At 64.0% G+C, this 21,083-nt stretch carries 21 protein-coding genes; 19 read left to right on the forward strand and 2 right to left on the reverse strand.

Annotation, left to right across the window (positions count from 1 at the left end):
- Nucleotides 1-130: 130 nt before the first annotated feature.
- Complete coding sequence (locus tag JCM17207_RS10075; RefSeq protein ID WP_238317523.1) at nucleotides 131-931, forward strand: GGDEF domain-containing protein; 801 nt, start codon at nucleotides 131-133, stop codon at nucleotides 929-931.
- A 79-nt stretch (nucleotides 932-1,010) separates the two neighbouring features.
- Nucleotides 1,011-1,448 carry a hypothetical protein gene (locus JCM17207_RS10080; RefSeq protein WP_238317524.1) on the forward strand — a complete coding sequence of 146 codons (438 nt, stop codon included), beginning with the start codon at nucleotides 1,011-1,013 and terminating at the stop codon, nucleotides 1,446-1,448.
- 66 nt (nucleotides 1,449-1,514) lie between these two features.
- Here JCM17207_RS10080 and JCM17207_RS10085 read toward each other — a convergent pair whose 3' ends face one another.
- Together JCM17207_RS10085 and ychF are read right to left on the reverse strand one after the other, a co-directional pair.
- Nucleotides 1,515-2,198 (reverse strand): 5'-methylthioadenosine/adenosylhomocysteine nucleosidase, encoded by a 684-nt coding sequence (locus JCM17207_RS10085; protein ID WP_238317525.1) that lies wholly within the window; start codon nucleotides 2,196-2,198, stop codon nucleotides 1,515-1,517.
- A 19-nt stretch (nucleotides 2,199-2,217) separates the two neighbouring features.
- A complete protein-coding gene (gene ychF, locus JCM17207_RS10090; RefSeq protein ID WP_238317526.1) occupies nucleotides 2,218-3,351 on the reverse strand; it encodes a redox-regulated ATPase YchF in 1,134 nt (377 codons plus the stop codon).
- Nucleotides 3,352-3,581: 230 nt separating this feature from the next.
- Here ychF and JCM17207_RS10095 point away from each other — a divergent pair, with 230 nt between their 5' ends.
- From JCM17207_RS10095 to atpC, 17 genes are all read left to right on the forward strand, one after another.
- Nucleotides 3,582-4,277: a response regulator transcription factor gene (locus JCM17207_RS10095; protein WP_238317527.1), complete on the forward strand. Its 696-nt coding sequence runs from the start codon at nucleotides 3,582-3,584 to the stop codon at nucleotides 4,275-4,277.
- Nucleotides 4,277-5,767 (forward strand): sensor histidine kinase, encoded by a 1,491-nt coding sequence (locus JCM17207_RS10100; protein ID WP_238317528.1) that lies wholly within the window; start codon nucleotides 4,277-4,279, stop codon nucleotides 5,765-5,767. The genes JCM17207_RS10095 and JCM17207_RS10100 overlap by 1 nt, the downstream gene beginning before the upstream one ends.
- Before the next feature lie 239 nt (nucleotides 5,768-6,006).
- On the forward strand, nucleotides 6,007-6,654 hold the full coding sequence (rpe, locus tag JCM17207_RS10105; RefSeq protein WP_238317529.1) for a ribulose-phosphate 3-epimerase: 648 nt from the start codon (nucleotides 6,007-6,009) through the stop codon (nucleotides 6,652-6,654).
- Nucleotides 6,655-6,665: 11 nt separating this feature from the next.
- Nucleotides 6,666-7,688 carry an RnfABCDGE type electron transport complex subunit D gene (locus tag JCM17207_RS10110; RefSeq protein WP_238317530.1) on the forward strand — a complete coding sequence of 341 codons (1,023 nt, stop codon included), beginning with the start codon at nucleotides 6,666-6,668 and terminating at the stop codon, nucleotides 7,686-7,688.
- Entirely contained in the window at nucleotides 7,685-8,407 is a 723-nt protein-coding gene (locus JCM17207_RS10115; protein WP_238317531.1) for an Rnf-Nqr domain containing protein, read from the forward strand. Before JCM17207_RS10110 ends, JCM17207_RS10115 begins: the two co-directional genes overlap by 4 nt.
- Complete coding sequence (locus JCM17207_RS10120; protein ID WP_238317532.1) at nucleotides 8,404-9,015, forward strand: Rnf-Nqr domain containing protein; 612 nt, start codon at nucleotides 8,404-8,406, stop codon at nucleotides 9,013-9,015. The genes JCM17207_RS10115 and JCM17207_RS10120 overlap by 4 nt, the downstream gene beginning before the upstream one ends.
- Nucleotides 9,016-9,040: 25 nt before the next feature.
- Entirely contained in the window at nucleotides 9,041-10,174 is a 1,134-nt protein-coding gene (locus tag JCM17207_RS10125; RefSeq protein WP_238317533.1) for a putative glycoside hydrolase, read from the forward strand.
- 72 nt (nucleotides 10,175-10,246) lie between these two features.
- The gene (locus tag JCM17207_RS10130; protein ID WP_238317534.1) at nucleotides 10,247-11,539 is read left to right on the forward strand and encodes a DUF1015 domain-containing protein; all 1,293 of its coding nucleotides are present in this window, start codon (nucleotides 10,247-10,249) and stop codon (nucleotides 11,537-11,539) included.
- 60 nt (nucleotides 11,540-11,599) lie between these two features.
- Nucleotides 11,600-13,483, forward strand: coding sequence for a DEAD/DEAH box helicase (locus JCM17207_RS10135; protein ID WP_238317535.1), 1,884 nt, complete (start codon nucleotides 11,600-11,602; stop codon nucleotides 13,481-13,483).
- Between the two features lie 7 nt (nucleotides 13,484-13,490).
- A complete protein-coding gene (locus JCM17207_RS10140; RefSeq protein WP_238317536.1) occupies nucleotides 13,491-14,348 on the forward strand; it encodes a putative RNA methyltransferase in 858 nt (285 codons plus the stop codon).
- A 375-nt stretch (nucleotides 14,349-14,723) separates the two neighbouring features.
- Entirely contained in the window at nucleotides 14,724-15,566 is an 843-nt protein-coding gene (locus tag JCM17207_RS10145; protein WP_238317537.1) for a F0F1 ATP synthase subunit A, read from the forward strand.
- A 38-nt stretch (nucleotides 15,567-15,604) separates the two neighbouring features.
- A complete protein-coding gene (locus tag JCM17207_RS10150) occupies nucleotides 15,605-16,012 on the forward strand; it encodes an ATP synthase F0 subunit C (protein ID WP_238317538.1) in 408 nt (135 codons plus the stop codon).
- 18 nt (nucleotides 16,013-16,030) lie between these two features.
- The gene (locus tag JCM17207_RS10155; RefSeq protein WP_238317539.1) at nucleotides 16,031-16,537 is read left to right on the forward strand and encodes a F0F1 ATP synthase subunit B; all 507 of its coding nucleotides are present in this window, start codon (nucleotides 16,031-16,033) and stop codon (nucleotides 16,535-16,537) included.
- On the forward strand, nucleotides 16,524-18,275 hold the full coding sequence (gene atpA, locus JCM17207_RS10160) for a F0F1 ATP synthase subunit alpha (RefSeq protein WP_238317540.1): 1,752 nt from the start codon (nucleotides 16,524-16,526) through the stop codon (nucleotides 18,273-18,275). The genes JCM17207_RS10155 and atpA overlap by 14 nt, the downstream gene beginning before the upstream one ends.
- 1 nt (nucleotide 18,276) lies before the next feature.
- Nucleotides 18,277-19,203, forward strand: coding sequence for an ATP synthase F1 subunit gamma (atpG, locus tag JCM17207_RS10165; protein WP_238317541.1), 927 nt, complete (start codon nucleotides 18,277-18,279; stop codon nucleotides 19,201-19,203).
- A gap of 5 nt (nucleotides 19,204-19,208) precedes the next feature.
- Nucleotides 19,209-20,612, forward strand: coding sequence for a F0F1 ATP synthase subunit beta (gene atpD, locus JCM17207_RS10170; protein WP_238317576.1), 1,404 nt, complete (start codon nucleotides 19,209-19,211; stop codon nucleotides 20,610-20,612).
- On the forward strand, nucleotides 20,612-21,046 hold the full coding sequence (gene atpC, locus JCM17207_RS10175) for an ATP synthase F1 subunit epsilon (RefSeq protein ID WP_238317542.1): 435 nt from the start codon (nucleotides 20,612-20,614) through the stop codon (nucleotides 21,044-21,046). The genes atpD and atpC overlap by 1 nt, the downstream gene beginning before the upstream one ends.
- Nucleotides 21,047-21,083 lie beyond the last annotated feature (37 nt).

Genomic DNA, 21,083 nt, shown 5'->3' on the forward strand with positions numbered 1-21,083 from the left:
CTGTTTTGCTGGAAAATCAGCTCCCCAAGAGTTATAATAGTAACGAATAGCGGCTGAGGGTTCAGCCGGGCCGGAGAGGGAGAACGCCGGCTGATGTTGAGATTGTAGCGGAAATATGGGGAAACAAAGCATGGAGAAAGAATTGACCGGGCCGGGGCTGCAAGGGTTGGTTGAGAGCTTGCAGACCGTGTTTGACGTCGTAAACCTCATGGAGCTGGAGGATGGCCAGGCCGCCGATCAGCCCGAGGATGGGCTGCGGGTGCAGTACGAGGTGCAGGGGGGCCGGATCGGCTGTTCCCTCTGCCGGACCATCCGGGCGGGGGGCAAGACCTACCAGCTCCACCTGAGTGCGCCGCTGGCGGGCAACGGCCTGCCGGAGGACCGGATGAGCGAGCGGGAACGCCGGCTTTTCCGGGAGGATCTGAACCACGATTTTCTGTCGGGGGTGTACAACCGCCATTACCTGGACACCATCTTCCGGGAAAAGGTGGACACCTGGGCGGCCCAGGGGGGCCAGGGCGCGCTGGCGCTGGTGTCTCTGGACGGCTATGCCGGGCTGGAGGCCGACCACGGCCAGCCCACCGTGAACCAGGTGCTCTGCTATGTGGCCAACCAGTGGAAAAAGCACTATGACCAGTCGGACAAAAAGCTGGTCTGCCGGCTGGACGACGCCGTTTTTGCGGTGGCCTGTTCGGACTACACCGGCCCCCAGCTGGAAGCTGAGATGCGGGCCATCTACGACGGGATGCCCACCGCCTGCATCACCAGCGTCGGGATGATGAGCCGGGTGCCCTTCACCCTGTCCATCGGCTGCGCCGGGCTGGAAGAGCTGGAGAATCCCTGCTGGGATGGTCTGTACCAGCTGAGCCAGAAGCGTCTGGCGGCGGCCCGGACGGCGGGCGGGGACCAGGTGTTCCACACCGAGGGCTGAGCCCCAAAATCAGGAAAATATAGAATCGAATAAAAAGCCCCCTCCTGCGGATACTAACCGCAAAAGGGGGCTTTTTCTTATGGAACAAAAAAACGATAACCTCTCCATGCTGGAGGCTGTGGTCCAGAATACCGAAATGGGCAAAAACACCCTGGACCAGATTGTGCCCATGACCGAGGATACCCGCTTCAAGGCCGAGCTTTTGCGGGAGCGGAACATCTACCAGCAGCTCAACCAGGAGGCCCACAGCTGCATTGCCGCCTGCGGGGCCCAGGCCAAGGGCCAGACGGCCTTTGCCAAGATGAACACCCGGATGGGCATCAGCATGAAAACCCTGACCGACAAATCCACCCGGAACCTGGCCGAGATGCTCTCGGAGGGCAGCAGCCAGGGGGTGATGGACTGCATCAAGTGCCAGAAGGATTACCCGGACGCTGCGCCCGGTTCCAAACGGCTGATGCAGCGGCTCCAGGATTTCCAGGAGGACAGCCGGATCAAGCTGGAACAGTTCCTCTAACACAAAAAAGGGCGCGCCGCATCCCGTAAAAGGGAAGGGCGCGCCCTTTGGCACAAAATAAAGAATTTACAGGCTCTCCACCATGGCAGCCACGATCTTGGTGGCGGTGGCCACGTACTCGGCGATGCTGAACTTCTTGACCACCAGAACCTCGTGGCCCGACTCGTCGGCGTTGTCGCTCATGGCCCGCAGGATGACGCAGGGCACCCCGTTCTTGGCGGCGATCTGGCTGACGGCGGCGCCCTCCATCTCCACGCAGTCGGGGGCGCACTTGGCCTGGATGGCGGCCTTGGAGGCGCTGTCCCCGATGAAGAGGTCGCCGGTGGCGATCTTGCCGGTCAGAGCCTTGACCCCGGCGGCGGCGCAGGCGGCCTCGGCGGCGGCGATCAGGGCCGGGTCCCCGGCGTATTCCTTGAGATAGGGCGGGTTCTGGCAGATCATGTCCAGCTGGGCGTCGTGGTAGAGGACCGTTTTGCCGATCACCACGTCCCCGATGCCGATCTCGCTGGACATATTCCCGGCGATGCCCGAGAAGATGATCTTTTCGGCGCCGTACTTGGTGATCAGGACCTGGGTGGTGGCGGCGGCGTTGGCCTTGCCCATGCCGGCGCAGCAGACCACCACCTGCTTGCCCGCCAGCTTGCCCTGGTGGTACTCCACCCCGCCGTAGCTCTCCACGGTGACGTCCGACAGCCGGGCGCAGAGCTGGTCCACTTCATCGGGCATAGCGCCCATAATTCCAAAAATCATGGTTTCAAAATCCTTTCCCTTAGACGTTGAAGAGGAACTCGATCACGTCGCCGTCCTGGACAACATACTCCTTGCCCTCGGTCCGCTGGAGGCCGTGGGCCTTGACGGCGGCATAGTCGAAATTCTGGGCGGCCAGGTCGTCGTAGGCGATGACGCTGGCACGGATGAAGCCCCGCTCAAAGTCGCTGTGGATCTTGCCCGCAGCCTGGGGGGCCTTGGTGCCCCGGCGGATGGTCCAGGCGCGGCACTCCTTCTTGCCGTCGGTCAGGAAGGAGATCAGGCCCAGCAGCTCATAGCTGGCGGCGATCAGGTTGTCCAGGCCGCTGGCCTCAATGCCCATCTCGGCCAGGAAAGCCTTCTTCTCCTCGGGGGTGTACTCGGCGATGTCCTCCTCGGTCTTGGCGCAGATGGGGATCACCTTGGCCCCCTCGGCGGCAGCCCGGGCCTGGACCAGGGGAACGTACTTGTTGTTCTCGATGCCGTCCATCAGGTCATCTTCGCCCACGTTGCAGGCGTAGAGGACGGGCTTGGTGCTCAGAAGGCCCATCTCCCGCAGAACCGCCTGCTGGTCGGCGTCCCCCTCGTTCCAGTCGAAGGAGCGGGCGGGCTTGCCCTCGCTCAGGTGCTGGGCCAGCCGGGTCAGCCACTCGGCCTCGGCGGCAGCGCCCTTGTTGTTGCCGCTCTTGGCGGCCTTGGCCATCCGGCCCGCCCGGTTCTGGACCACTTCCAGGTCGGAGAGGATCAGCTCGTAGTCGATGGCGTCGATGTCGGCGATGGGGTCCACGGCCTCGGCCTTGGTGACGTCCTCGACGACGTGGATGATGTTGTCGTCGTCAAAGCAGCGCACCACATGGACGATGGCGTCGCACTCCCGAATGTGGCCCAGGAACTTGTTGCCCAGGCCCGCGCCCTGGCTGGCGCCCTTCACCAGGCCGGCGATGTCCACGAACTCCACGATGGCGGGGGTCTTTTTGTTGGTCTGCCAGATCTCGGCCAGCTTATCCAGCCGCTTGTCCGGCACCGCCACGATGCCGCTGTTGGGCTCGATGGTGCAGAAGGGGTAGTTGGCGGCCTCCGCGTTCTTGGTGGAGGTGATGGCGTTGAAAAGGGTGGACTTGCCCACGTTGGGCAGCCCGACGATACCGAGTTTCATATGAAATACGCTCCTTACACGTTATTTTCCTGCCTATCATTATACGCAAGCCGGCCCCCCGGCGCAAGGGCGGGGGCGGGGTTTGGGGCGCCGAGAGGGAAAAAATGCACAGAAGGTTCTTTATTTTGTCATAACTGTCCCGTATAATAGGGGTGGAAAATTACGGGCGGGGCTTTTTTGTGCCGGGACGGCCGCCCCGCCCCGGAAAACAACGCGGGAGGACAAACAGGATGGCAAACGAAAAAATTCTCGTCGTGGACGACGATACCAATATCTGCGAGCTGCTCCGGCTCTACCTGATGAAGGAGGGCTACGCCGTGACCATCGCCAACGACGGCGAGGACGCGCTGGCCAAATACAGCCAGGTCAAGCCGGACATGGTGCTTCTGGATGTCATGATGCCCCGGCTGGACGGCTGGGAGACCTGCCGCCGGATCCGCAAACTGGGGGACACCCCTGTGATCATGCTCACCGCCAAGGGCGAGACCTTCGACAAGGTGCTGGGCCTGGAGCTGGGGGCCGACGACTACATTGTAAAACCCTTTGACAGCAAAGAGGTGGTGGCCCGGATTAAGGCGGTCCTCCGCCGCTGCGCGGGTGGCAGCCAGGCCGCGGCCGCCGAGGGGGTCATCGAGTTCGATAACCTGCGGCTGGATATGAACAGCTACGAGCTGCGGGTCAAGGGCAAGGTGGTGGAGGCCCCGCCCAAGGAGCTGGAGCTGCTCAACTGCCTGGCCTCCCACCCCAACCGGGTCTACACCCGGGACCAGCTGCTGGACGAGGTGTGGGGCTTCGAGTATTACGGCGACTCCCGCACCATCGACGTTCACGTCAAGCGCCTGCGGGAGAAGCTGGCTGGCGCTTCCGACAAGTGGGAGCTGAAAACCGTCTGGGGCGTGGGTTATAAATTCGAGGTGCGGCAGTAATGCGCAAGAGTATTTCGGTGGCCTTCTTCTCCATCGTGGCGACCCTGATGCTGATGGGCATCGCGGTGATGGGCTGCTCGGAAATGATCCTCTTCAGCCAGTATTTCGCCGAGGAGCGGTACGCCACCCTGGACGGGGTGGCCAAGGTCACCGAGCAGGCGGCGGGCTATTTTTGGCAGGAGCTGGACCAGATGCCCGCCGCCGAGCAGGAGGGCCTGGTGAGCAAGGTGGACCTGATCGGCCAGAGCGCCGACGTCCACATCTTCTTTACCGATGAGGAGGGCAAGGTGATGTTGGCCTCCAACCAGGGGCTTCTGGCCGACGGCCAGCTCTCCGCCACGGTGCTGGAAGAGATGGAACAGCTCGATGAGGATTACCACGCCTTCAGCATGTTGGGGGGCACCCTTTTGGAGCGGTCCTATGTGGCCGCCCGGCCGGTCTCTGCCCCGGACGGCAGCCGGGCAGGGTATCTCTTTGTCTGCGCGTCGGGGTCGGCCTTCTCGGCCTTTGTGGAGCAGTTCTGGAGCGACTTTCTGCTCTCGGCCTGCCTGATGCTGGTCTTTGCCAGCGCCCTGACCATGGTGATGATGCGCCGCCTCACCGAGCCGCTGCATAAAATCAGCGAGGCTGCCCAGAAATTCGGCGGCGGAGATTTCTCGGTCCGGGTGGCGGATGTGGACGGGGACGGCGAAGTCGGCGACCTGGCCCGCACCTTTAACACCATGGCGGCCAACCTCCAGCGGATCGACCTGTCCCGGGGCCAGTTCATGGGCAACATCGCCCACGAGCTGCGCACCCCCATGACCACCATCAAGGGCTTTATCGACGGCATCCTGGACGGGACCATCCCTCCCGAGATGCAGAACCACTATTTGCAGCTGGTCTCCCAGGAGACGGGGCGGCTGGCGCGGCTGGTCCAGAATATGCTGGACCTCTCGAAACTGGAGTCGGGGGAGTACCGGGTTAACGCCCGGATGTTCAACATCTGGGACACCCTCACCGGGGTGGCCCTCTCGGCCGAGCAGCGGATCAACGACGGCATGATCGAGCTGGAGGGCCTGACCATGGACCGGGTGCTGGTCTATGCCGACCCCGACCTGATCCATCAGGTGGTGTATAACCTGTTGGACAATGCCATCAAGTTCACCCCCCAGGGCGGGACCATCCGCTTCGGGGTGGAAAAACTGGGCCCCGAGGTGGAGATCTCCATCTGGAACGCGGGCCAGGGCATCAGCCCCGAGGCGCTGCCCTTTGTCTTCGAGCGGTTCTATAAAGAGGACCAGTCCCGGGGCCTCCATGCCCGGGGCGCGGGGCTGGGGCTCCACATCTGCAAGGTGCTGGTCAACCTCTCGGGCGGCCAGATCCGGGCCGAGAGCCAGCAGGGGGAGTGGTGCCGGTTTGTGTTCACCCTGCCGGCCGAGGCCCCCAACCAGCACAATATGCTGCGGATCCCCGATGAGACCGGGACCCCCGGCACCCCCAAAACCTGAATCCGGCGGCCAGGCCGCCCGGCCCGGCGGTTTCGGCCCCGGGAGCGGGACGGCCTGGCCGTTTTACGTCATTTCGGTGAAAAACAGGGGCCCGGGTTTGATTTTTATACAGGTTTCGTGTAAACTAAAGACTGTGGCAGTGTCGGCCCCGCCGCCGCGCCGCCGCCCCCGCCCCTGCGCTCCGGGCCAGACCGGGCCGGGTGGGGCCAAGTTTTGTGGAACGGAGAGTAAAAACAACCATGAAAATTAGTCCTTCCATCCTCTCGGCAGACTTCTGCCGCCTGGGCGCGGACTGCCGCCTGGTGCTGGACGCCGGGGCGCAGATGCTGCACTACGACGTGATGGACGGCCATTTTGTGCCCAACATCAGCTTTGGGGTGCCGGTGCTCAAGAGTTTGCACCAGGGCCTGCCCGAAGCGTTTTATGACGTCCACCTGATGATTGACCATCCCCTGGACTATGCCGAGCCCTTCGCCAAGGCGGGGGCCACATTGCTGAACTTCCATCTGGAGACCAAAGACGACATCCAGGCCACCCTGGACAAGATCCGGGCCCTGGGCTGCAAGACCGGCCTGACCATCAAGCCCGGCACCCCCGCCGAGGCTCTTTCCCCCTGGCTGGACCAGCTGGATCTGGTGCTGGTGATGAGCGTGGAGCCCGGGTTCGGGGGCCAGAAGTTCCAGCCCCAGGCCCTGGAAAAACTCCGTTGGCTCCGGGCCGAGCGGGAAAAGCGGGGCCTCGATTTTATGCTGGAAGTGGACGGCGGCGTGGACTCCGCCACCGCCCCCGCCTGTGTGGAAGCAGGGGCTGACGTGCTGGTGGCGGGCAGCGCCATCTTCGGCGCGGCGGACCCGGCGGCGGCCGTCCGGGCCCTGGCCGCACTTTGAGAGGTGGCCCCATGCAGGAACTGACATTGCGAGAGAGGGAAAAAGCCCTCCAGACCACCGGCCCCTACTACCGGCACACCTGCTGGATGGCCCTGCCCCTTTTGTGCATGGCCATCTACCTCTACGGCCTGCGCCCCCTGTTTTTGTGCGGCGCGGCCTTTCTGGCCGGCAACTTCTGCGACCGGCTGGTGGCTTTTCTGCGCCGGCGGGTCTATCAGCCGTCGGATTATTCCAGCGAGAGCTTCGCGCTGATCATCGCCCTTTTGCTGCCCGCCACCGTCAGCTGGTATGTGTTGATTGTGGCGGTGGTGGTCGGCGTTCTGATCGGCAAAGAGGCCTTTGGCGGCTACGGCAGCTACCCCTTCCACCCTGCGGCGGTGGGCTATGTGGTGGCGGCGGTGTCCTGGCCCGAACAGGTGTTCCAGTACCCCCAGCCCTACGCCAACATCCCCCTGTGGGACACCACCGGGGTGGCCCTGACCAGCGGTGTCTCCGATACTTTGCGGAACGGCGGCCTGCCCAACGTGAGCACATGGTCCCTTTTGCTGGGTGAGTTCGCCGGCCCCCTGGGCACCGGCGCATCCCTGATTATCCTGGCCTGCGGGCTGTTTTTGTGGCGGCAGAAGGACATCAACCTCAGCGCGGCCGTGAGTTTTACGGTGGCCTGCGCCCTGGTGGCCTTTTTGTTCCCCCGCCAGGCCGACCTGGTCAACGCCCCTTTGTGGGAGAGCGTTCTGCCCCGGCTCAACCTGGTGAAATACGAGCTTTTGAGCGGCGCCATGCTCTTTAACGCGGTGTTCCTGCTCAACGAGCCCTATACCTGCCCCCACCGTCGGCTGGGGCGGGTGGTTTATGGCGCCCTGGTGGGCCTGGTGAGTATGAGCTTCCGGTATTTCGGCGTCTATACCACCGGCGTCTGCTTCGCCATTCTGGCGGTCAACAGCATCGCCGGCTGGCTGGACCGGGTGGAAGCCCGGCTCTATGCCCTGAACGCCCGGCTGCGGGCCGCGAAAGAAGGGGGTGTCTCGGCATGAAACAGAGCAAAGCCGAATGGATCCTGACAAAGCCGGACCAGTTTACCCACCGGCACCGGATCTTTATCAATAACCCGGTCATGATGCAGGGCATGGGCCTGGCGCCCCTGGTGGTCTTGGCCACCAGCGGCAAAAACGCCCTGATGCTGGCGGTGGCCGCAGCGCTGCTGCTGACCCCCAGCCGGCTTTTGGCCTGCCTTTTGTCGAAACCTCTGCCCCTGAGCGAGCACGGCGGCTCCGACGAGCTGGAAAACCGGCTGCTGTTCCGGGGCCTGATCTACTGTCTCTCGGCGGCGGTGGTCTATCTGGCCGTCTATCCGCTGTTGGAGGGGTGGTTCGGCACCGATCTTTTGACCCTGGGCATCTATCTGCCCCTTTTGACGGTGGAACCCCTTTTGATCTACCGCTTCGGCCGGGTGCAGGAGCCCCCCCGCAAAGCCCTGGTCAAGGGCCTGCGCACCACGGCGGGCTATGCTTTGGTGCTGCTCTTGGTGGGCTGTGTGCGGGAGCTGCTGGCCTACGGCACCGTGTTTGGCTTCCAGGCGGCGGATTTTGCCCCGCTGCCGGTGGCGGCGCTGCCGGCAGGCGGCTTTATCCTGCTGGGGGTGCTCTGCGCCGTCTGGCGGGCCCTGGTGCGCAAATATAAGGATTTCCTGGTCGCGGAGGCGCGCAATCAGGTTCTGGCAAACCACCAGAAGGAGGCGAACCGCGAAGGATGAATGAAGTAATGGAAACCGTCGGTATCTTTTTTGGATACGCGGTGCTGGCGCTCTTTGCCCAGAACGCCATCTTTACCCGGGCGCTGGGCGTGTCCCGGCTGGTCCAGCTGACCGGCGACAACCGCACCAGCAGCCTGTTGTTCGGGGTGCTGCTCTGCGTCACCCAGGTGCTGCTGGCGCCCTTGGCCTGGTATCTGGGCGGGCTGGCCGGCCGGCTGGGGCTGGGGGCTTCGGCCCGGCCTCTGGTCTATGTGGGCTGCATCGCCCTGGTCTGTCTGGCCGAGCATTTGGTGCTCCAGTTGACCAACCTGCCCCGCAAGGATCAGCTGCTGCGGATTCTGCCCCTGGCAGCCCTCAACAGCTGTGTGCTGGGCACGGTGCTCATCACCCGCACCCAGGCCTTTACCCTGACCCAGTCGGTGGGCTTTGGGCTGGGCAGCGGGCTGGGCTACATTCTGGCGGTGATGCTGGTGACCGAGGCCCAGACCCGGCTCAGCAACAGCCAGACCATCCCCTCGGCGTTCCGGGGCCTGCCCATCCTGCTGATCTACATCGGCATCCTGGCGCTGGCCATCTATGGCTTTACGGGGCATACGGTGATTCTCTGACATTTGTGCGGAAGGTGGAATCGTTATGGCAAGACACAAGCGGCGGCAGCGGGTCAAGCGATACCGGCGCAGCTTTTATACCCGCGGGATGAAGGTCCGCAAGGTTCTGGGCATCCTGGCACTGGTGGCGGTGGTGCTGGGCGCGGCCTGGCTGGCAGCGCCCTATGTGCTGGACTGGGCCACCCACACCTGGTATACCGTGGTGCGGGATCGGGACCTGCCCGACAGCTCCTCGGCGGCAGCCTCATCGGAGGCGGCGCCGGCTTCTTCGGAGGCGGAGAAAGACGAGCCCGCCTCCAGCAGCCCGGCGGCTTCGTCCGAGGCGGCTTCGTCCAGCGCGGCGTCTGAGATCGCCGCCCCCGGCCAGGGGGACTGGAGCGTGGTGAGCCTCTCAGCCCTCGGCAGTGAGGGGGCGATCCGGGAAACCGCCGCCTCCCTGAAAGCCCAGGGCGTGGTCTACGCGCTGGTGCCCCTGAAAGACACCTCGGGGTATATCTATTATCCCTCGGCGGTGCCCGGGGCGTCGGGCAGCGTGGCCGCCACCGTGGTGGATCCGGCCCTGATCGCATCCATCTTTAAGGAGAACGGCCTGGTGCCGGTGGCCTGGCTGGCGGCCTTCCAGGACCCGGTGTCGGTCTACACCGACCGGAGCATGGGCATCCAGTACGCCGGCGACGGGGGCTACCTCTGGCTGGACGCCGCCAGCGCGGCGGTGGGCGGCAAAGCCTGGATGAACCCCTATGCCCCCTCGGCGGTCCAGTATATCGGCGATCTGGTGGAGGAGCTGTACAACGCCGGCTTTGAACAGACGGTGCTGGCCAACGTCCAGTTCCCGCCGGTGGTGAGCTCCAAACAGAGCTTTGGCGAGACGGGCGGACGCAGCCGCAGCCAGCAGCTGGCGGCGGACATCGCCGCCTGGCAGGAGCGGTTCACCGGGCGGGTAACCCTCTGGTTCGAGTACCCGCTGTCCAGCTGCACCGCTCCCGACTCCACCACCGAGGCCCGCCCCGCTGAGCTGGGGGTGAAAAACCTGGTGGTCCGTCTGCCGGTGGAGGAACCGGCGGACGAGGCCCAGCTGGCCGACACCGTCCGCCAGATGAGAGAGCTGGGCTGCGAGAATCTGGTGGTGCGGGACAGCGCCTCCGGCCGTTATTACTGACCGTATAGCATCCGCGGCGCCGGGGGAGCGCCCCGGCGGGAATGAAACTTTGCGAGAGTGAGGAACCATACTATGAAAAAAACATCCTGTTTTTTGCCGGCCCACATTCTTCTGCCCTCCCGGGAGATCCCGCTGGAACAGTGGGGCTGCGTGGCCTGTGATCAGTTCACCAGCGACCGCTCCTACTGGGAGAAGGCCGCCGCGCTGGTGGGGGATGGGCCCAGCGCATTGCAGATCGTTCTGCCGGAAGTTTACCTGACCAGTGCGGACCTGGCCCGGCGGATCGACCGGATCCATAAAACCATGAACCAGTACGCCCAGTCGGTGCTGACCCGGTCGGTGGACGGCTTCATCTATGTGGAGCGCACCGAGCAGAGCGGCCGGATCCGCCAGGGCCTGGTGGGCCGGGTGGACCTGGAGGCCTACAGCTACCAGCGGGGCCGTCTGCCCGAGGTGCGCCCCAGCGAGAACACCGTCGAGGAGCGTCTGCCGCCCCGTCTGGCGGTGCGGCGGGGGGCCTGCCTGGAGTCGCCCCATGTGATGATGCTGGCCGATGACCCCGAGCAGACCCTCATCGAGCCCATCGCCGCCCGGAAAGACAGCCTGCGGAAGGTCTACGAGGGCGAATTGATGCTGGGCGGCGGCCACATTGCGGGCTGGGCCGTGGAAGAACCCGCCCTCATTGAACGGATCGTCTCCGCCCTGGATGCCCTGGGCAGCCAGGAGGCGTTCGACCGGAAATACCCCGCCGTCCGCGGCTCCAAGCCCCTGACCCTGGCGGTCGGAGATGGCAACCACTCCCTGGCCACCGCCAAGGCCTACTGGGAGGAGCTGAAGAAAACCCTGCCCCCCGAGCAGCAGAAGACCCACCCGGCCCGGTGGTGTCTGGCCGAGGTGTGCAATATCCACTCGGAGGCCATCGAGATCGAGCCGGTGCACCGGGTGCTTTACAATGCCACCCTGGAATCGGTGCTCCTGAGCCTGGCCACCTGGAGCAGCGAGAATATGGCGGGGCTCTGCTTCGGGGCAGGGAGTGAACAGCATTTCCGGCTGGTGAGCCCCCGGGACGAGAGCGAGCTGAGCTTCGAGACCCCCACCGCCCCCCTGACCGTGGGCACGGTGGACGAATTTATCGAGTACCACCTGGAGCACCACCCCGAGTGCTCGGTGGACTATGTACATGACGAACCCGCGGTGCGGGCACTCTGCAAAGAGGGGGCGGTGGGCCTTTTGATGCCGCCTTTTGAGAAGAGCGACCTCTTCAAAGGGGTGGTCATGGGCGGCGTGCTGCCCCGCAAGACCTTCAGCATGGGTCACGCGGAGGAGAAGCGGTATTATATCGAGTGCCGCCGCATTGTGGAATAAAACCAAGAGTGCCCGCCGGGTTCACCGCCCCGCCGGGCCGGAACAGGAGTAGAACGACCTTTGACATTTCAAGAACTGAATCTCTCGCAGCCGCTGCTGCGGGCCGTGGCTCAGGCGGGATACCAGACCCCTTCGCCCATCCAGGCGGGGGCCATCCCGCCGGTGCTGGCCGGGCGGGATCTTTTGGGCTGCGCCCAGACCGGCACCGGTAAGACGGCGGCCTTTGCGCTGCCCATGCTGGACCGTCTGGCCGCCAACCCGCCCCGGAAGAAAGGGGCGGTCCGGGCCCTGATCCTGACCCCCACCCGGGAGCTGGCCCTCCAGATCGGGGAGAGCTTCGCCCTCTACGGCAAATACCTGCCCCTGCGCTGCGCCGTCATCTTCGGCGGGGTAGGGCAGGCGCCCCAGGTGGAGGCCCTGAAAAAAGGGGTGGAGATCCTGGTGGCCTGCCCGGGCCGGCTGAACGACCTGATCGGCCAGGGGTTTGTGGACCTGGCCGGGGTGGAGATCTTCGTCCTGGACGAGGCGGACCGGATGTTGGACATGGGCTTTGTCCACGACGTGAAAAAAGTGATCGCCAAACTGCCCGCCCGGCGCCAGAACCTGATGTTCAGCGCCACCATGCCCGCCGAGATCGAGCAGCTGGCCGCGGGCATCCTCCGCGACCCCGCCCGGGTCAAGGTGGACCCGGTGTCCAGCACGGTGGACCGGATCGACCAGAGCCTCTATTTTGTCCAGAAGGGCAACAAACGCTATCTCTTGCCCTGGCTGATCCAGAATTTGCAGCCCCCGGTGGTGAACGCCCTGGTGTTCAGCCGCACCAAACACGGGGCGGACAAGATCGCCCGGGACCTGGTGAAACAGGGCATCCCGGCGGCGGCCATCCACGGCAACAAGAGCCAGAGCGCCCGTGTGGCGGCGCTGGAGGGCTTCAAGGCGGGCAAAACCCGCGTCTTGGTGGCCACCGACATTGCGGCCCGGGGCATCGACATCAGCGAGCTGAGCCATGTGTTCAACTACGACCTGCCCGAGGTGCCCGAGACCTACGTCCACCGGATCGGTCGGACCGCCCGGGCCGGGGCCGACGGCACCGCCGTCAGCTTCTGCGCCCCCGAGGAGCAGGAATATCTGGCCGGGATCGAGAAGCTGAACCGGAAGAAGATTCCGGTGGTCACCGGCCACCCCTGGGACGGCGCTCCCGCCCCCGCCAAACCGGAGGCCCCGGCGGCCGTGGTGCGAACCCGCCGCCCCGAGCCCGCCCCCCAACAAACCAAACGGAACGAGGAAAAAATCATGGAAGATACCGAAAAGCGCGCCTCTCGCCCTGCAGAGGGCGGCGAGGGCCGTTCCCGCCGGAACCGCCGGCGTGAGGGCGGCGCCCAGCAGTCCGCCCCCCGCCCGGAGCGCCCGGCACGGGGCGGCAGCAACGCCCAGCCCAAGTTTGACCCCCACTTTTTGAGCGGGCCCGAGGTTCCCGCCGTACCCATGCGGACGGTGCCCACGGCCCAGAGCCCCAAGACCGCCAGCCGGGACCGGATCGTGGAGGCCCGGCAGCAGCCCGCCCCCGCCCGGAACCAGAATAACGGCGGCAAAAACCAGGGGCAGAACCCCGGCCGGAAAGGCGGCAAGAACCCCGCCGCCCCGGCCCCCAAACAGAACGCAAAACAGCCCCAGCCCCAGAAGGCCGCCCCGGCTGAAAAGGCCGAAAAGCCCGCCCGGGCTGAGAAAAATTCGAGCCCCCGGCCCGAGAAGAACCCCGCCCCCCGCCCCGAGCGGAACCAGGGGGGCCGGGGCCGCCGGAATCGCACCCCCGCCCGGGACGACGATCCGGGTCTGGTGCTGATCAGCCGCCGGCCGCCCCAGCAGAAGTTCGCAAACTTCGAGGACTATATGACGGCCCATGGCGGCGCCACCGCCCCCATCGAGGACCACACCGAGGAATAATCCAGAAATGCCAGATGTAAAAGAAGAATTCGGGGCCCTGCCCTGGCGCTGCCCCCTCTGCGGCGGGGCTTTGACGGGGGCGGAGGCCCTCCGGTGCGAAAAAGGCCACAGTTTCGACCGGGCCAAAGAGGGCTACTGGCACCTTTTGCCGGTCCAGAAGATGCGGACCAAGGCCCCCGGGGACAGCAAAGAGATGGTGGCCGCCCGCCGCGCCTTTTTGGAGGCGGGGTATTACGGCATCTTTGGCGAGGCGCTGGGCCAGCTGGCCCTGGAATATGGCGCCCCCGCCAACGCAGGAAAAGCCCTGCGTCTGCTGGATGCGGGCTGCGGCGAGGGCTGGTACGACCGGTGCATCGCCCGGGCTTTTGAAGAGGCCGGGCGGCCCCTGGAACTGGCGGGCTTTGACATCGCAAAACCTGCCGTCCGTCTGGCAGCCAAAGCCCTGCCCGCCGGGCGGTATGCGGTGGCCTCCAGCTTTTCCCAGCCCGTCCGGGACGGCTGGGCCGATCTGCTCTTGAACATCTTCAGCCCCTTCGCCCGGGAGGAGTTTCTCCGGGTGCTGCGGCCCGGCGGGCGGCTGATCTATGCCGTGCCCGGGGCCGACCACCTCTATGAGATGAAGGCCGTGCTCTACGAGAAACCCTACAAAAATCCGGTCCAGCAGGTGGAATACCCCGGCTTCCGGCCGGTGGGGGAGAGGGAAGTCACCGGCCAGATTGAGGTCCCGGCGGGGCAGCTTTCCGCCCTGTTTGCCATGACCCCCTATTACTGGCGCACCCCCGCCGACGGCGCGGCCCGCCTGGCCGCCCTGCCGGGGCTTAAATGCACCATCTCCTTCCGCTTTCTGGTCTTTGAACGGGAATAATTTCAAAAACGGGATGGACGCCCTTTTTGGGGTGTCCATCTCGTTTTGGTTGCGGCCTGAAAGGGGCGAGGGGCCGGGCGCAGGGCAGAACAGCGGGGCAGCCTCATGGGAGGTTGGACGGCTGTGGTCAAATTTTACAAAAATTTTACTTCTCATTTGTGGATTGTGATGTATTTTGCCATGCTGAAAATGTATTACGAGCATACGGACAAGATATTTTACAAATTGTGCGATCGAGAGTATAATACACTAGACCCAAAATTACCATTTGAAAACCGCTTCCTCTGGGTACGGGGGCGGTCGAGGCCCGGCGGCCCTCCTCGGGGCGTCCGGGCAGGTTGAATATCATCGAATGAAAGGAGTCTTTCCAAAACCATGAAACAGAATAAGCGGAGTCTTATCCTGTGGCTTTTCCTGATCGTGGTGCTGGCGGCTGCCTCTGTCCTGACCGGGGCTCCCGGCGGAGAGAGCGAAAGCGTTAAGACAATGATGCGTGACGCTGTGCTGCACGAGAATGGACAGGTGAGCCTTTTCGGGATCATGGATGTAAATCCTGGCCTGATTTCGGCCTATGTGGTGACGGCCGCGCTGCTGGTGCTGGCCCTCTGCCTGCGGATCTTCGCGGTTCCCCGTTTCAAAAAGAACCCCGGCAAGCTGCAGCTGCTGCTGGAGCTGTGGGTGGATACTTTCCGCGGGATGGCCGAGAAGAACAGCCCCCACCACAACAAGGTTCTGGGGCCCTACCTCTTCAGCGCAGGAACCTATGTCTTTGTCAGCACCCTGTTTGAGCTGCTGGGTGTCCAGGTGGTGACCACCGCGGGCCATTCCATGGCCCTGCCGGCCCCCCTGTCGGACGTCAACGCCGCCATCGGCATGGGCGTTTTGTCCTATCTGTTCATTATGTCGGGCGGCGTGGGCGCCGTGGGCATCCGCGGCGTGGGCCGCACCCTCAAGGAGTTCTCGCTCCCCATCTCCATGAGCTTCCGACTGTTCGGCGCTCTGCTCAGCGGCCTGCTGGTCACCGAGCTGGTTTACTACTATATCACCCTCAGCTATGTGCTGCCGGTGATTGTGGGCATCATGTTCACCATGCTTCACTCTCTGATCCAGAGCTACGTGCTGACCATGCTGGTGGCCCTGTATTACGGCGAGGTGTCTGAGCCCGCCCAGCCCAAAGTCAAACATCACAAAAAGAACAGCGACGCCCTCGCGGCCTGATTGATTGCTGTTCCCAATTCAGGAGGTTAAATCGTATTATGAAGACCATGAATCTCAAGAAAGTTCTTTCCGTCCTCACTGTCCTGGTGGTCCTGATGACCCTGACCGTGGCCCTGGCCGCTCCCGCTTTCGCCACCGAGCCCGCCACCACTGCCCCCGCTACCACTCAGTCCGCTGAGGCTGAGACCGAGGCCGAGCCCGCCGAGGCTACCGAGGCTTCCTCCACCGCCGCCAAGGCCTATGCTTCTGCTCTGGCCGTGGGTCTGGCTGCCGCCGGCGGCGCCATCTCCATGGGTATGCTGGGCGCCAAGTCCTCTGAGAGCATCGCCCGCCAGCCCGAGTCCGAAGGCAAGATCCGTACTTCCATGATGCTGACCCTGGTCTTTATCGAGACCGCCATCATCTACGCCCTGCTGGCCGCGATTCTGATTATCTTTGTTCTGTAAGCGCGGGAGGGTACCACAATGAATCTCCCTCTGAATATTAATTTGCAGCAGATTTTTCTGCACATGCTGAACTTTGTGATCCTGACGGGCGGCCTGTACTTTATCCTGTACAATCCCGTCAAGAAATTTATGGATCAGCGCACCGCCCACTACGCAGAGATGGACAAGGCCGCCGCCGACAAGCTGGCCGCCGCCGAGAAGCTGGAAGCCGAGCACCAGGCCCAGCTGGATCAGCTGGATGAGGAGCTGCGCCAGCGCCGCGCCGAGAGCCAGAAGATCGCCCAGGATGCTGCCCAGCAGCAGCTGGACCACGCCCGAGAGCAGGCCGACCAGATCATCGCCGGCGCTCAGAAGGCTGCCGAGAGCATCCGCACCAAAGCGGTGGCCGATGCCCAGAAGGAAATCAAGGAGCTGGCCCTGGATGCTGCCGCCAAACTGACCCTGCAGTCCAGCAACGCCGCTTTCGATGAATTTTTGAACCTGGCAGGGGAAAGGAAGCAGAATGAGCAACATGAAAAAGCCTGAATCGGCCACCGCTTTTCTGTACAGCCTCGAGGCCCCTACCGAGAAACAGCGCAAGGGGTTTGAGGATTTTCTGGCCCGCACCTACCCCGACGACACCCCGGCCCTGGTCTGGAAAAAGACTGCCGAGCTGAAGGGCGGGTTCCGCCTGGAGGTGGGCTCCGATGTCTATGACTGGAGCCTTCAGAGCCGGATGGAGCAGCTGCGCCGCAAGATCGTCGCCCTGGATGCACGCCAGGAGAACCTGCTGCCCCTGATGCGCCAGACCGTCACCGACTGGACCCCCAGCACCAAGCCCGAAGAGATCGGCACCGTGCTGACCGTGGGCGATGATATCGCCACCATTTCGGGGCTTCAGGACGCGGTCTACGGCGAGGTTCTGGAATTTACCAACGGCATCCGTGGTATGGTCCAGGAGCTGCGCCCCGACGAGCTGTGCTGCGTTCTGTTTGGCGACAGCAGCGGCATTGAGGCCGGCGACCCGGTCCACCGCACCGGCAAGGTGGCCGGTATGCCGGTGGGCGAGGCCTTCCTGGGCCGTGTGGTGGATGCCCTGGGCAACCCCATCGACGGCGGCGAGGAGATCCAGGCCGACGCCTACTATCCCATTGAGCGGCCGGCCCCCGGCATCATCCACCGCCAGCCGGTCAACCAGCCCATGGAGACCGGTCTGCTGGCCGTGGATGCACTGTTTCCCATCGGCCGCGGCCAGCGTGAGCTGATCATCGGCGACCGTCAGACCGGCAAGACCGCTGTGGCGCTGGACACCATCCTGAACCAGAAGGGCAAGAACGTGGTCTGTATCTATGTGGCCATCGGCCAGAAGGCCAGTTCGGTGGCCCTGCTGACCGAGAACCTCCGCCGCCGCGGCGCCATGGACTACTGCATCGTGGTCAACGCCTCGGCCAGCGATTCTGCCTCTTTACAGTATATTGCACCCTACGCCGGGTGCAGCCTGGGCGAGTACTTTATGCACCAGGGCCGGGACGTGCTGATCGTCTACGACGATTTGTCCAAGCACGCCATCGCCTACCGCGCCCTGTCCCTGCTGCTGGAGCGCAGCCCCGGCCGTGAGGCTTACCCCGGCGACGTCTTCTACCTCCACAGCCGTCTGTTGGAGCGTTCGGCCCATCTGTCCGACGACCTGGGCGGCGGCAGCATGACTGCCCTGCCCATCATCGAGACCCAGGCCGGCGACGTCTCCGCCTATATCCCCACCAACGTCATTTCCATCACCGACGGCCAGCTGTTCCTGGAGAGCAACCTCTTCTTCGCCGGTCAGCGCCCCGCCGTCAACGTGGGTCTGTCGGTGTCCCGTGTGGGCGGCGACGCCCAGACCAAGGCCATGAAGAAGGCCGCCGGCGCCATGCGTCTGGATCTGGCCCAGTATCGTGAGATGGAGGTCTTCACCCAGTTCTCCAGCGATCTGGACGAGACCACCAAGCGCCAGCTGACCTACGGCCAGGGCCTGATGCGGCTGCTGCGCCAGAAGCAGTACCACCCCCTCACCCAGCACGAGCAGGTCATCACCCTGGTGGCTGCCCTGAACCATGTGCTGGAGGGGATTCCCGCCGAGAAGATCAGCGACGCCCAGCACGAGATGCTGGCCTGGTTCGAGCAGCAGGACGCCGCCCTCTGCCAGCGGATCGACTCCACCGGCCTTTTGCCCGACGACGACCGCCAGCAGATCATCGACCTGGCCCGCGTCTTTGTAGCAGACTATCAGAAGAAGGGGCAGTAACATGGCGAGCACCAAAGAGATCAAAGACCGGATCGAAAGCGTCCGGGAGACCCAGAAGATCACCAACGCCATGTATCTGATCTCCTCCACCAAGCTGCGCCGCGCCCGGGAGGATCTGGCCCACACCCGCGCCTATTTTGAGGCGCTGCGGGGCGAGATCAAGCGGATTTTCCGCACTTCCAGCGACATCCGCAGCCGCTATTTCTACCCGCCCCACGAGGACGACATCAAGGGCGGCCCCTACGCCTGTCTGGTCATCACGGCCGACAAGGGCCTGGCCGGCGCCTACAACCAGAACGCCGTCAAGGAGACCATGCGGGTCCTGGCCGACCACCCCGGCACCAAGCTGTTTGTCGTCGGCGAGTACGGGCGGCACTATTTCACCCAGCACCATATTCCCATCGAGCAGAGCTTCCTCTACACAGCGCAGAACCCCACTTTGCAGCGCGCCCGGGAGATCAGTACCATCCTGCTGGAGGGGTTTAACGCCGGCCAGTGGAAGAAAATCTATATCGTCTACACCGATATGGCCAGCAGCCTGGCTTCGGCTGCCCAGAGCACCCGCCTGCTGCCCTTCCACCGGGCCCACTTTGCCTCTACCGAAGAAGACCACTCCTCCGACAGCTTTGAGTTCGTGCCCGATATGGTCACCGTGCTGGATAATATGATCGAGAGCTATATCTCGGGCTTTATTTACAGCGCCCTGATCGACAGCTTTTGCAGCGAGCAGAACGCCCGCATGACCGCCATGGACGCCGCCAACCAGAACGCCCAGCGGCTTTTGGACGAGCTGTCCCTGCAATACAACCGGGTGCGCCAGGCGGCCATCACCCTTGAGATCACCGAGGTGTCTGCGGGTGCAAAGGCCCAGCGCCGCAAGCGCGAGGCGGCCCGCCGGGCAGCCCGCAAAGAAGGAAAGGATGTGTGACCCATTTGAATACAGGCAAAATCGTACAGGTCTCGGGCCCTGTCGTGGACGTGATGTTTGAAAATCTGCCCCTGCCCCGGATCCGTGAGGCTCTTTCCGTCACGGTAGAGGACAGCGAGCGGGTGATGGAGGTCTCGCAGCATCTGGACAGCCACACCGTCCGCTGCGTTATGCTGGCCCCCAGTGAGGGGCTGGGCCGCGGCATGGAGGTGCGCGCCCCCGGCCACACCATTCAGGTGCCGGTGGGCGAGCGGGTCCTGGGCCGGATGTTCAACGTCCTGGGCCAGCCCATCGACGGCGGCGAGCCGGTGCCCGCCGACACCCCCGTCAAGAGCATTTACCGCAAACCCCCTCCCTTTGAGGGGCAGAACCCCGCCATTGAAATCCTGGAGACCGGCATCAAGGTCATCGACCTGCTGGAGCCTTACGCCAAGGGCGGCAAGATCGGCCTGTTCGGCGGCGCCGGTGTCGGCAAGACCGTCCTGATTCAGGAGCTGATCCACAACGTGGCCATGGAGCACGGCGGCTATTCCATCTTTACCGGCGTGGGTGAGCGCAGCCGCGAGGGCAACGACCTGTGGCGCGAGATGAACGAGAGCGGCACCGCCGACAAGACCGCCCTGGTCTTTGGCCAGATGAACGAGTCCCCGGGCGTCCGTATGCGGGTGGCCCTGTCCGGCTTGACCATGGCCGAGCATTTCCGGGACGAGGCCCATAAGGACGTGCTGCTCTTCATCGACAACATCTTCCGTTTTGTCCAGGCCGGCAGCGAGGTCTCGACCCTGATGGGCCGGATGCCCTCGGCCGTGGGCTACCAGCCCACCCTGGCCAACGAGATGGGCGAGCTGCAGGAGCGGATTACCTCCACCAAGGATGGCTCGGTCACCTCGGTCCAGGCCGTTTACGTCCCCGCCGACGACCTGACCGACCCCGCCACCGCCACCACCTTCACCCACCTGGACGCCACCACCGTTCTGAGCCGTAAGATCGTGGAGCAGGGCATCTACCCCGCGGTGGACCCCCTGGAGTCCACCTCCCGGATTCTGGAGCCCGACATTGTGGGCGAGGAGCACTACCGTGTGGCTCGCAAGGTGCAGGAGATTCTCCAGAAGTACCGCGAGCTGCAGGACATCATCGCCATCCTGGGCATGGAAGAGCTGAGCGAGGAGGACCAGAAGACGGTCAGCCGCGCCCGCAAGATCCAGCGTTTCCTCTCCCAGCCCACCCATGTGGCGGAGAAGTTCACCGGTATTCCGGGCGTCTATGTGCCGCTGTCCGAGACCATCAAGGGCTTTGCCGCCATTGTGGACGGCGAGATGGATCAGTACCCCGAGGCGGCTTTCTTCAACGTGGGCCCCATCTCGGATGTGCCCGAAAAAGCCCGCAAGATCGAGGCAGGTGAGCTGTAATGAACACCTTTCACCTGCGTATCCTGGCGGCGGAGAACACCTTCTTTGAGGGAGAGTGCGAAAACCTCATCGTTCCCTGCCCGGACGGCTCTTTCGGCGTCCAGGCCCACCACATCAATATGATCTCGGCGGTTTCGCCCGGTGAGCTGCATTACCGCCCCGCCGAGGGCCCCGACGCCGGGGTGGAGAAGATCGCCGCCGTTTCCGCCGGGCTGGTCAAGGTGGAGAACAACGACGTGCTGGTGCTGGTGGATACCGCCGAGCGCCCCGAGGAGATCGATATCAACCGCGCCCGCCGGGCCGCCGACGAGGCCAAGGAGGCCCTGCTCCAGAAACGGAGCATTCAGGAGTACCGGATCGCCCAGTACAGCCTGGCCCGGGCCGTCAGCCGTATGCGGGTCCACAAAGACTACCAGCGCTGGAACAAGGGCTGATTCTCCCAGAGATAAAATACAGAAGAGGCTGCTGCAA

The organism is Faecalibacterium gallinarum (assembly GCF_022180365.1).
Lineage (GTDB): Bacteria > Bacillota > Clostridia > Oscillospirales > Ruminococcaceae > Faecalibacterium > Faecalibacterium gallinarum.

Excerpts from the sequence above, each read along its gene's own strand:
- JCM17207_RS10075 (WP_238317523.1), top strand. The coding sequence starts at position 131 with ATGGAGAAAGAATTGACCGGGCCGGGGCTGCAAGGGTTGGTTGAGAGC.
- JCM17207_RS10080 (WP_238317524.1), top strand. The coding sequence starts at position 1,011 with ATGGAACAAAAAAACGATAACCTCTCCATGCTGGAGGCTGTGGTCCAG.
- JCM17207_RS10085 (WP_238317525.1), bottom strand. The coding sequence starts at position 2,198 with ATGATTTTTGGAATTATGGGCGCTATGCCCGATGAAGTGGACCAGCTC.
- ychF (WP_238317526.1), bottom strand. The coding sequence starts at position 3,351 with ATGAAACTCGGTATCGTCGGGCTGCCCAACGTGGGCAAGTCCACCCTT.
- JCM17207_RS10095 (WP_238317527.1), top strand. The coding sequence starts at position 3,582 with ATGGCAAACGAAAAAATTCTCGTCGTGGACGACGATACCAATATCTGC.
- JCM17207_RS10100 (WP_238317528.1), top strand. The coding sequence starts at position 4,277 with ATGCGCAAGAGTATTTCGGTGGCCTTCTTCTCCATCGTGGCGACCCTG.
- rpe (WP_238317529.1), top strand. The coding sequence starts at position 6,007 with ATGAAAATTAGTCCTTCCATCCTCTCGGCAGACTTCTGCCGCCTGGGC.
- JCM17207_RS10110 (WP_238317530.1), top strand. The coding sequence starts at position 6,666 with ATGCAGGAACTGACATTGCGAGAGAGGGAAAAAGCCCTCCAGACCACC.
- JCM17207_RS10115 (WP_238317531.1), top strand. The coding sequence starts at position 7,685 with ATGAAACAGAGCAAAGCCGAATGGATCCTGACAAAGCCGGACCAGTTT.
- JCM17207_RS10120 (WP_238317532.1), top strand. The coding sequence starts at position 8,404 with ATGAATGAAGTAATGGAAACCGTCGGTATCTTTTTTGGATACGCGGTG.
- JCM17207_RS10125 (WP_238317533.1), top strand. The coding sequence starts at position 9,041 with ATGGCAAGACACAAGCGGCGGCAGCGGGTCAAGCGATACCGGCGCAGC.
- JCM17207_RS10130 (WP_238317534.1), top strand. The coding sequence starts at position 10,247 with ATGAAAAAAACATCCTGTTTTTTGCCGGCCCACATTCTTCTGCCCTCC.
- JCM17207_RS10140 (WP_238317536.1), top strand. The coding sequence starts at position 13,491 with ATGCCAGATGTAAAAGAAGAATTCGGGGCCCTGCCCTGGCGCTGCCCC.
- JCM17207_RS10145 (WP_238317537.1), top strand. The coding sequence starts at position 14,724 with ATGAAACAGAATAAGCGGAGTCTTATCCTGTGGCTTTTCCTGATCGTG.
- JCM17207_RS10150 (WP_238317538.1), top strand. The coding sequence starts at position 15,605 with ATGAAGACCATGAATCTCAAGAAAGTTCTTTCCGTCCTCACTGTCCTG.
- JCM17207_RS10155 (WP_238317539.1), top strand. The coding sequence starts at position 16,031 with ATGAATCTCCCTCTGAATATTAATTTGCAGCAGATTTTTCTGCACATG.
- atpA (WP_238317540.1), top strand. The coding sequence starts at position 16,524 with ATGAAAAAGCCTGAATCGGCCACCGCTTTTCTGTACAGCCTCGAGGCC.
- atpG (WP_238317541.1), top strand. The coding sequence starts at position 18,277 with ATGGCGAGCACCAAAGAGATCAAAGACCGGATCGAAAGCGTCCGGGAG.
- atpC (WP_238317542.1), top strand. The coding sequence starts at position 20,612 with ATGAACACCTTTCACCTGCGTATCCTGGCGGCGGAGAACACCTTCTTT.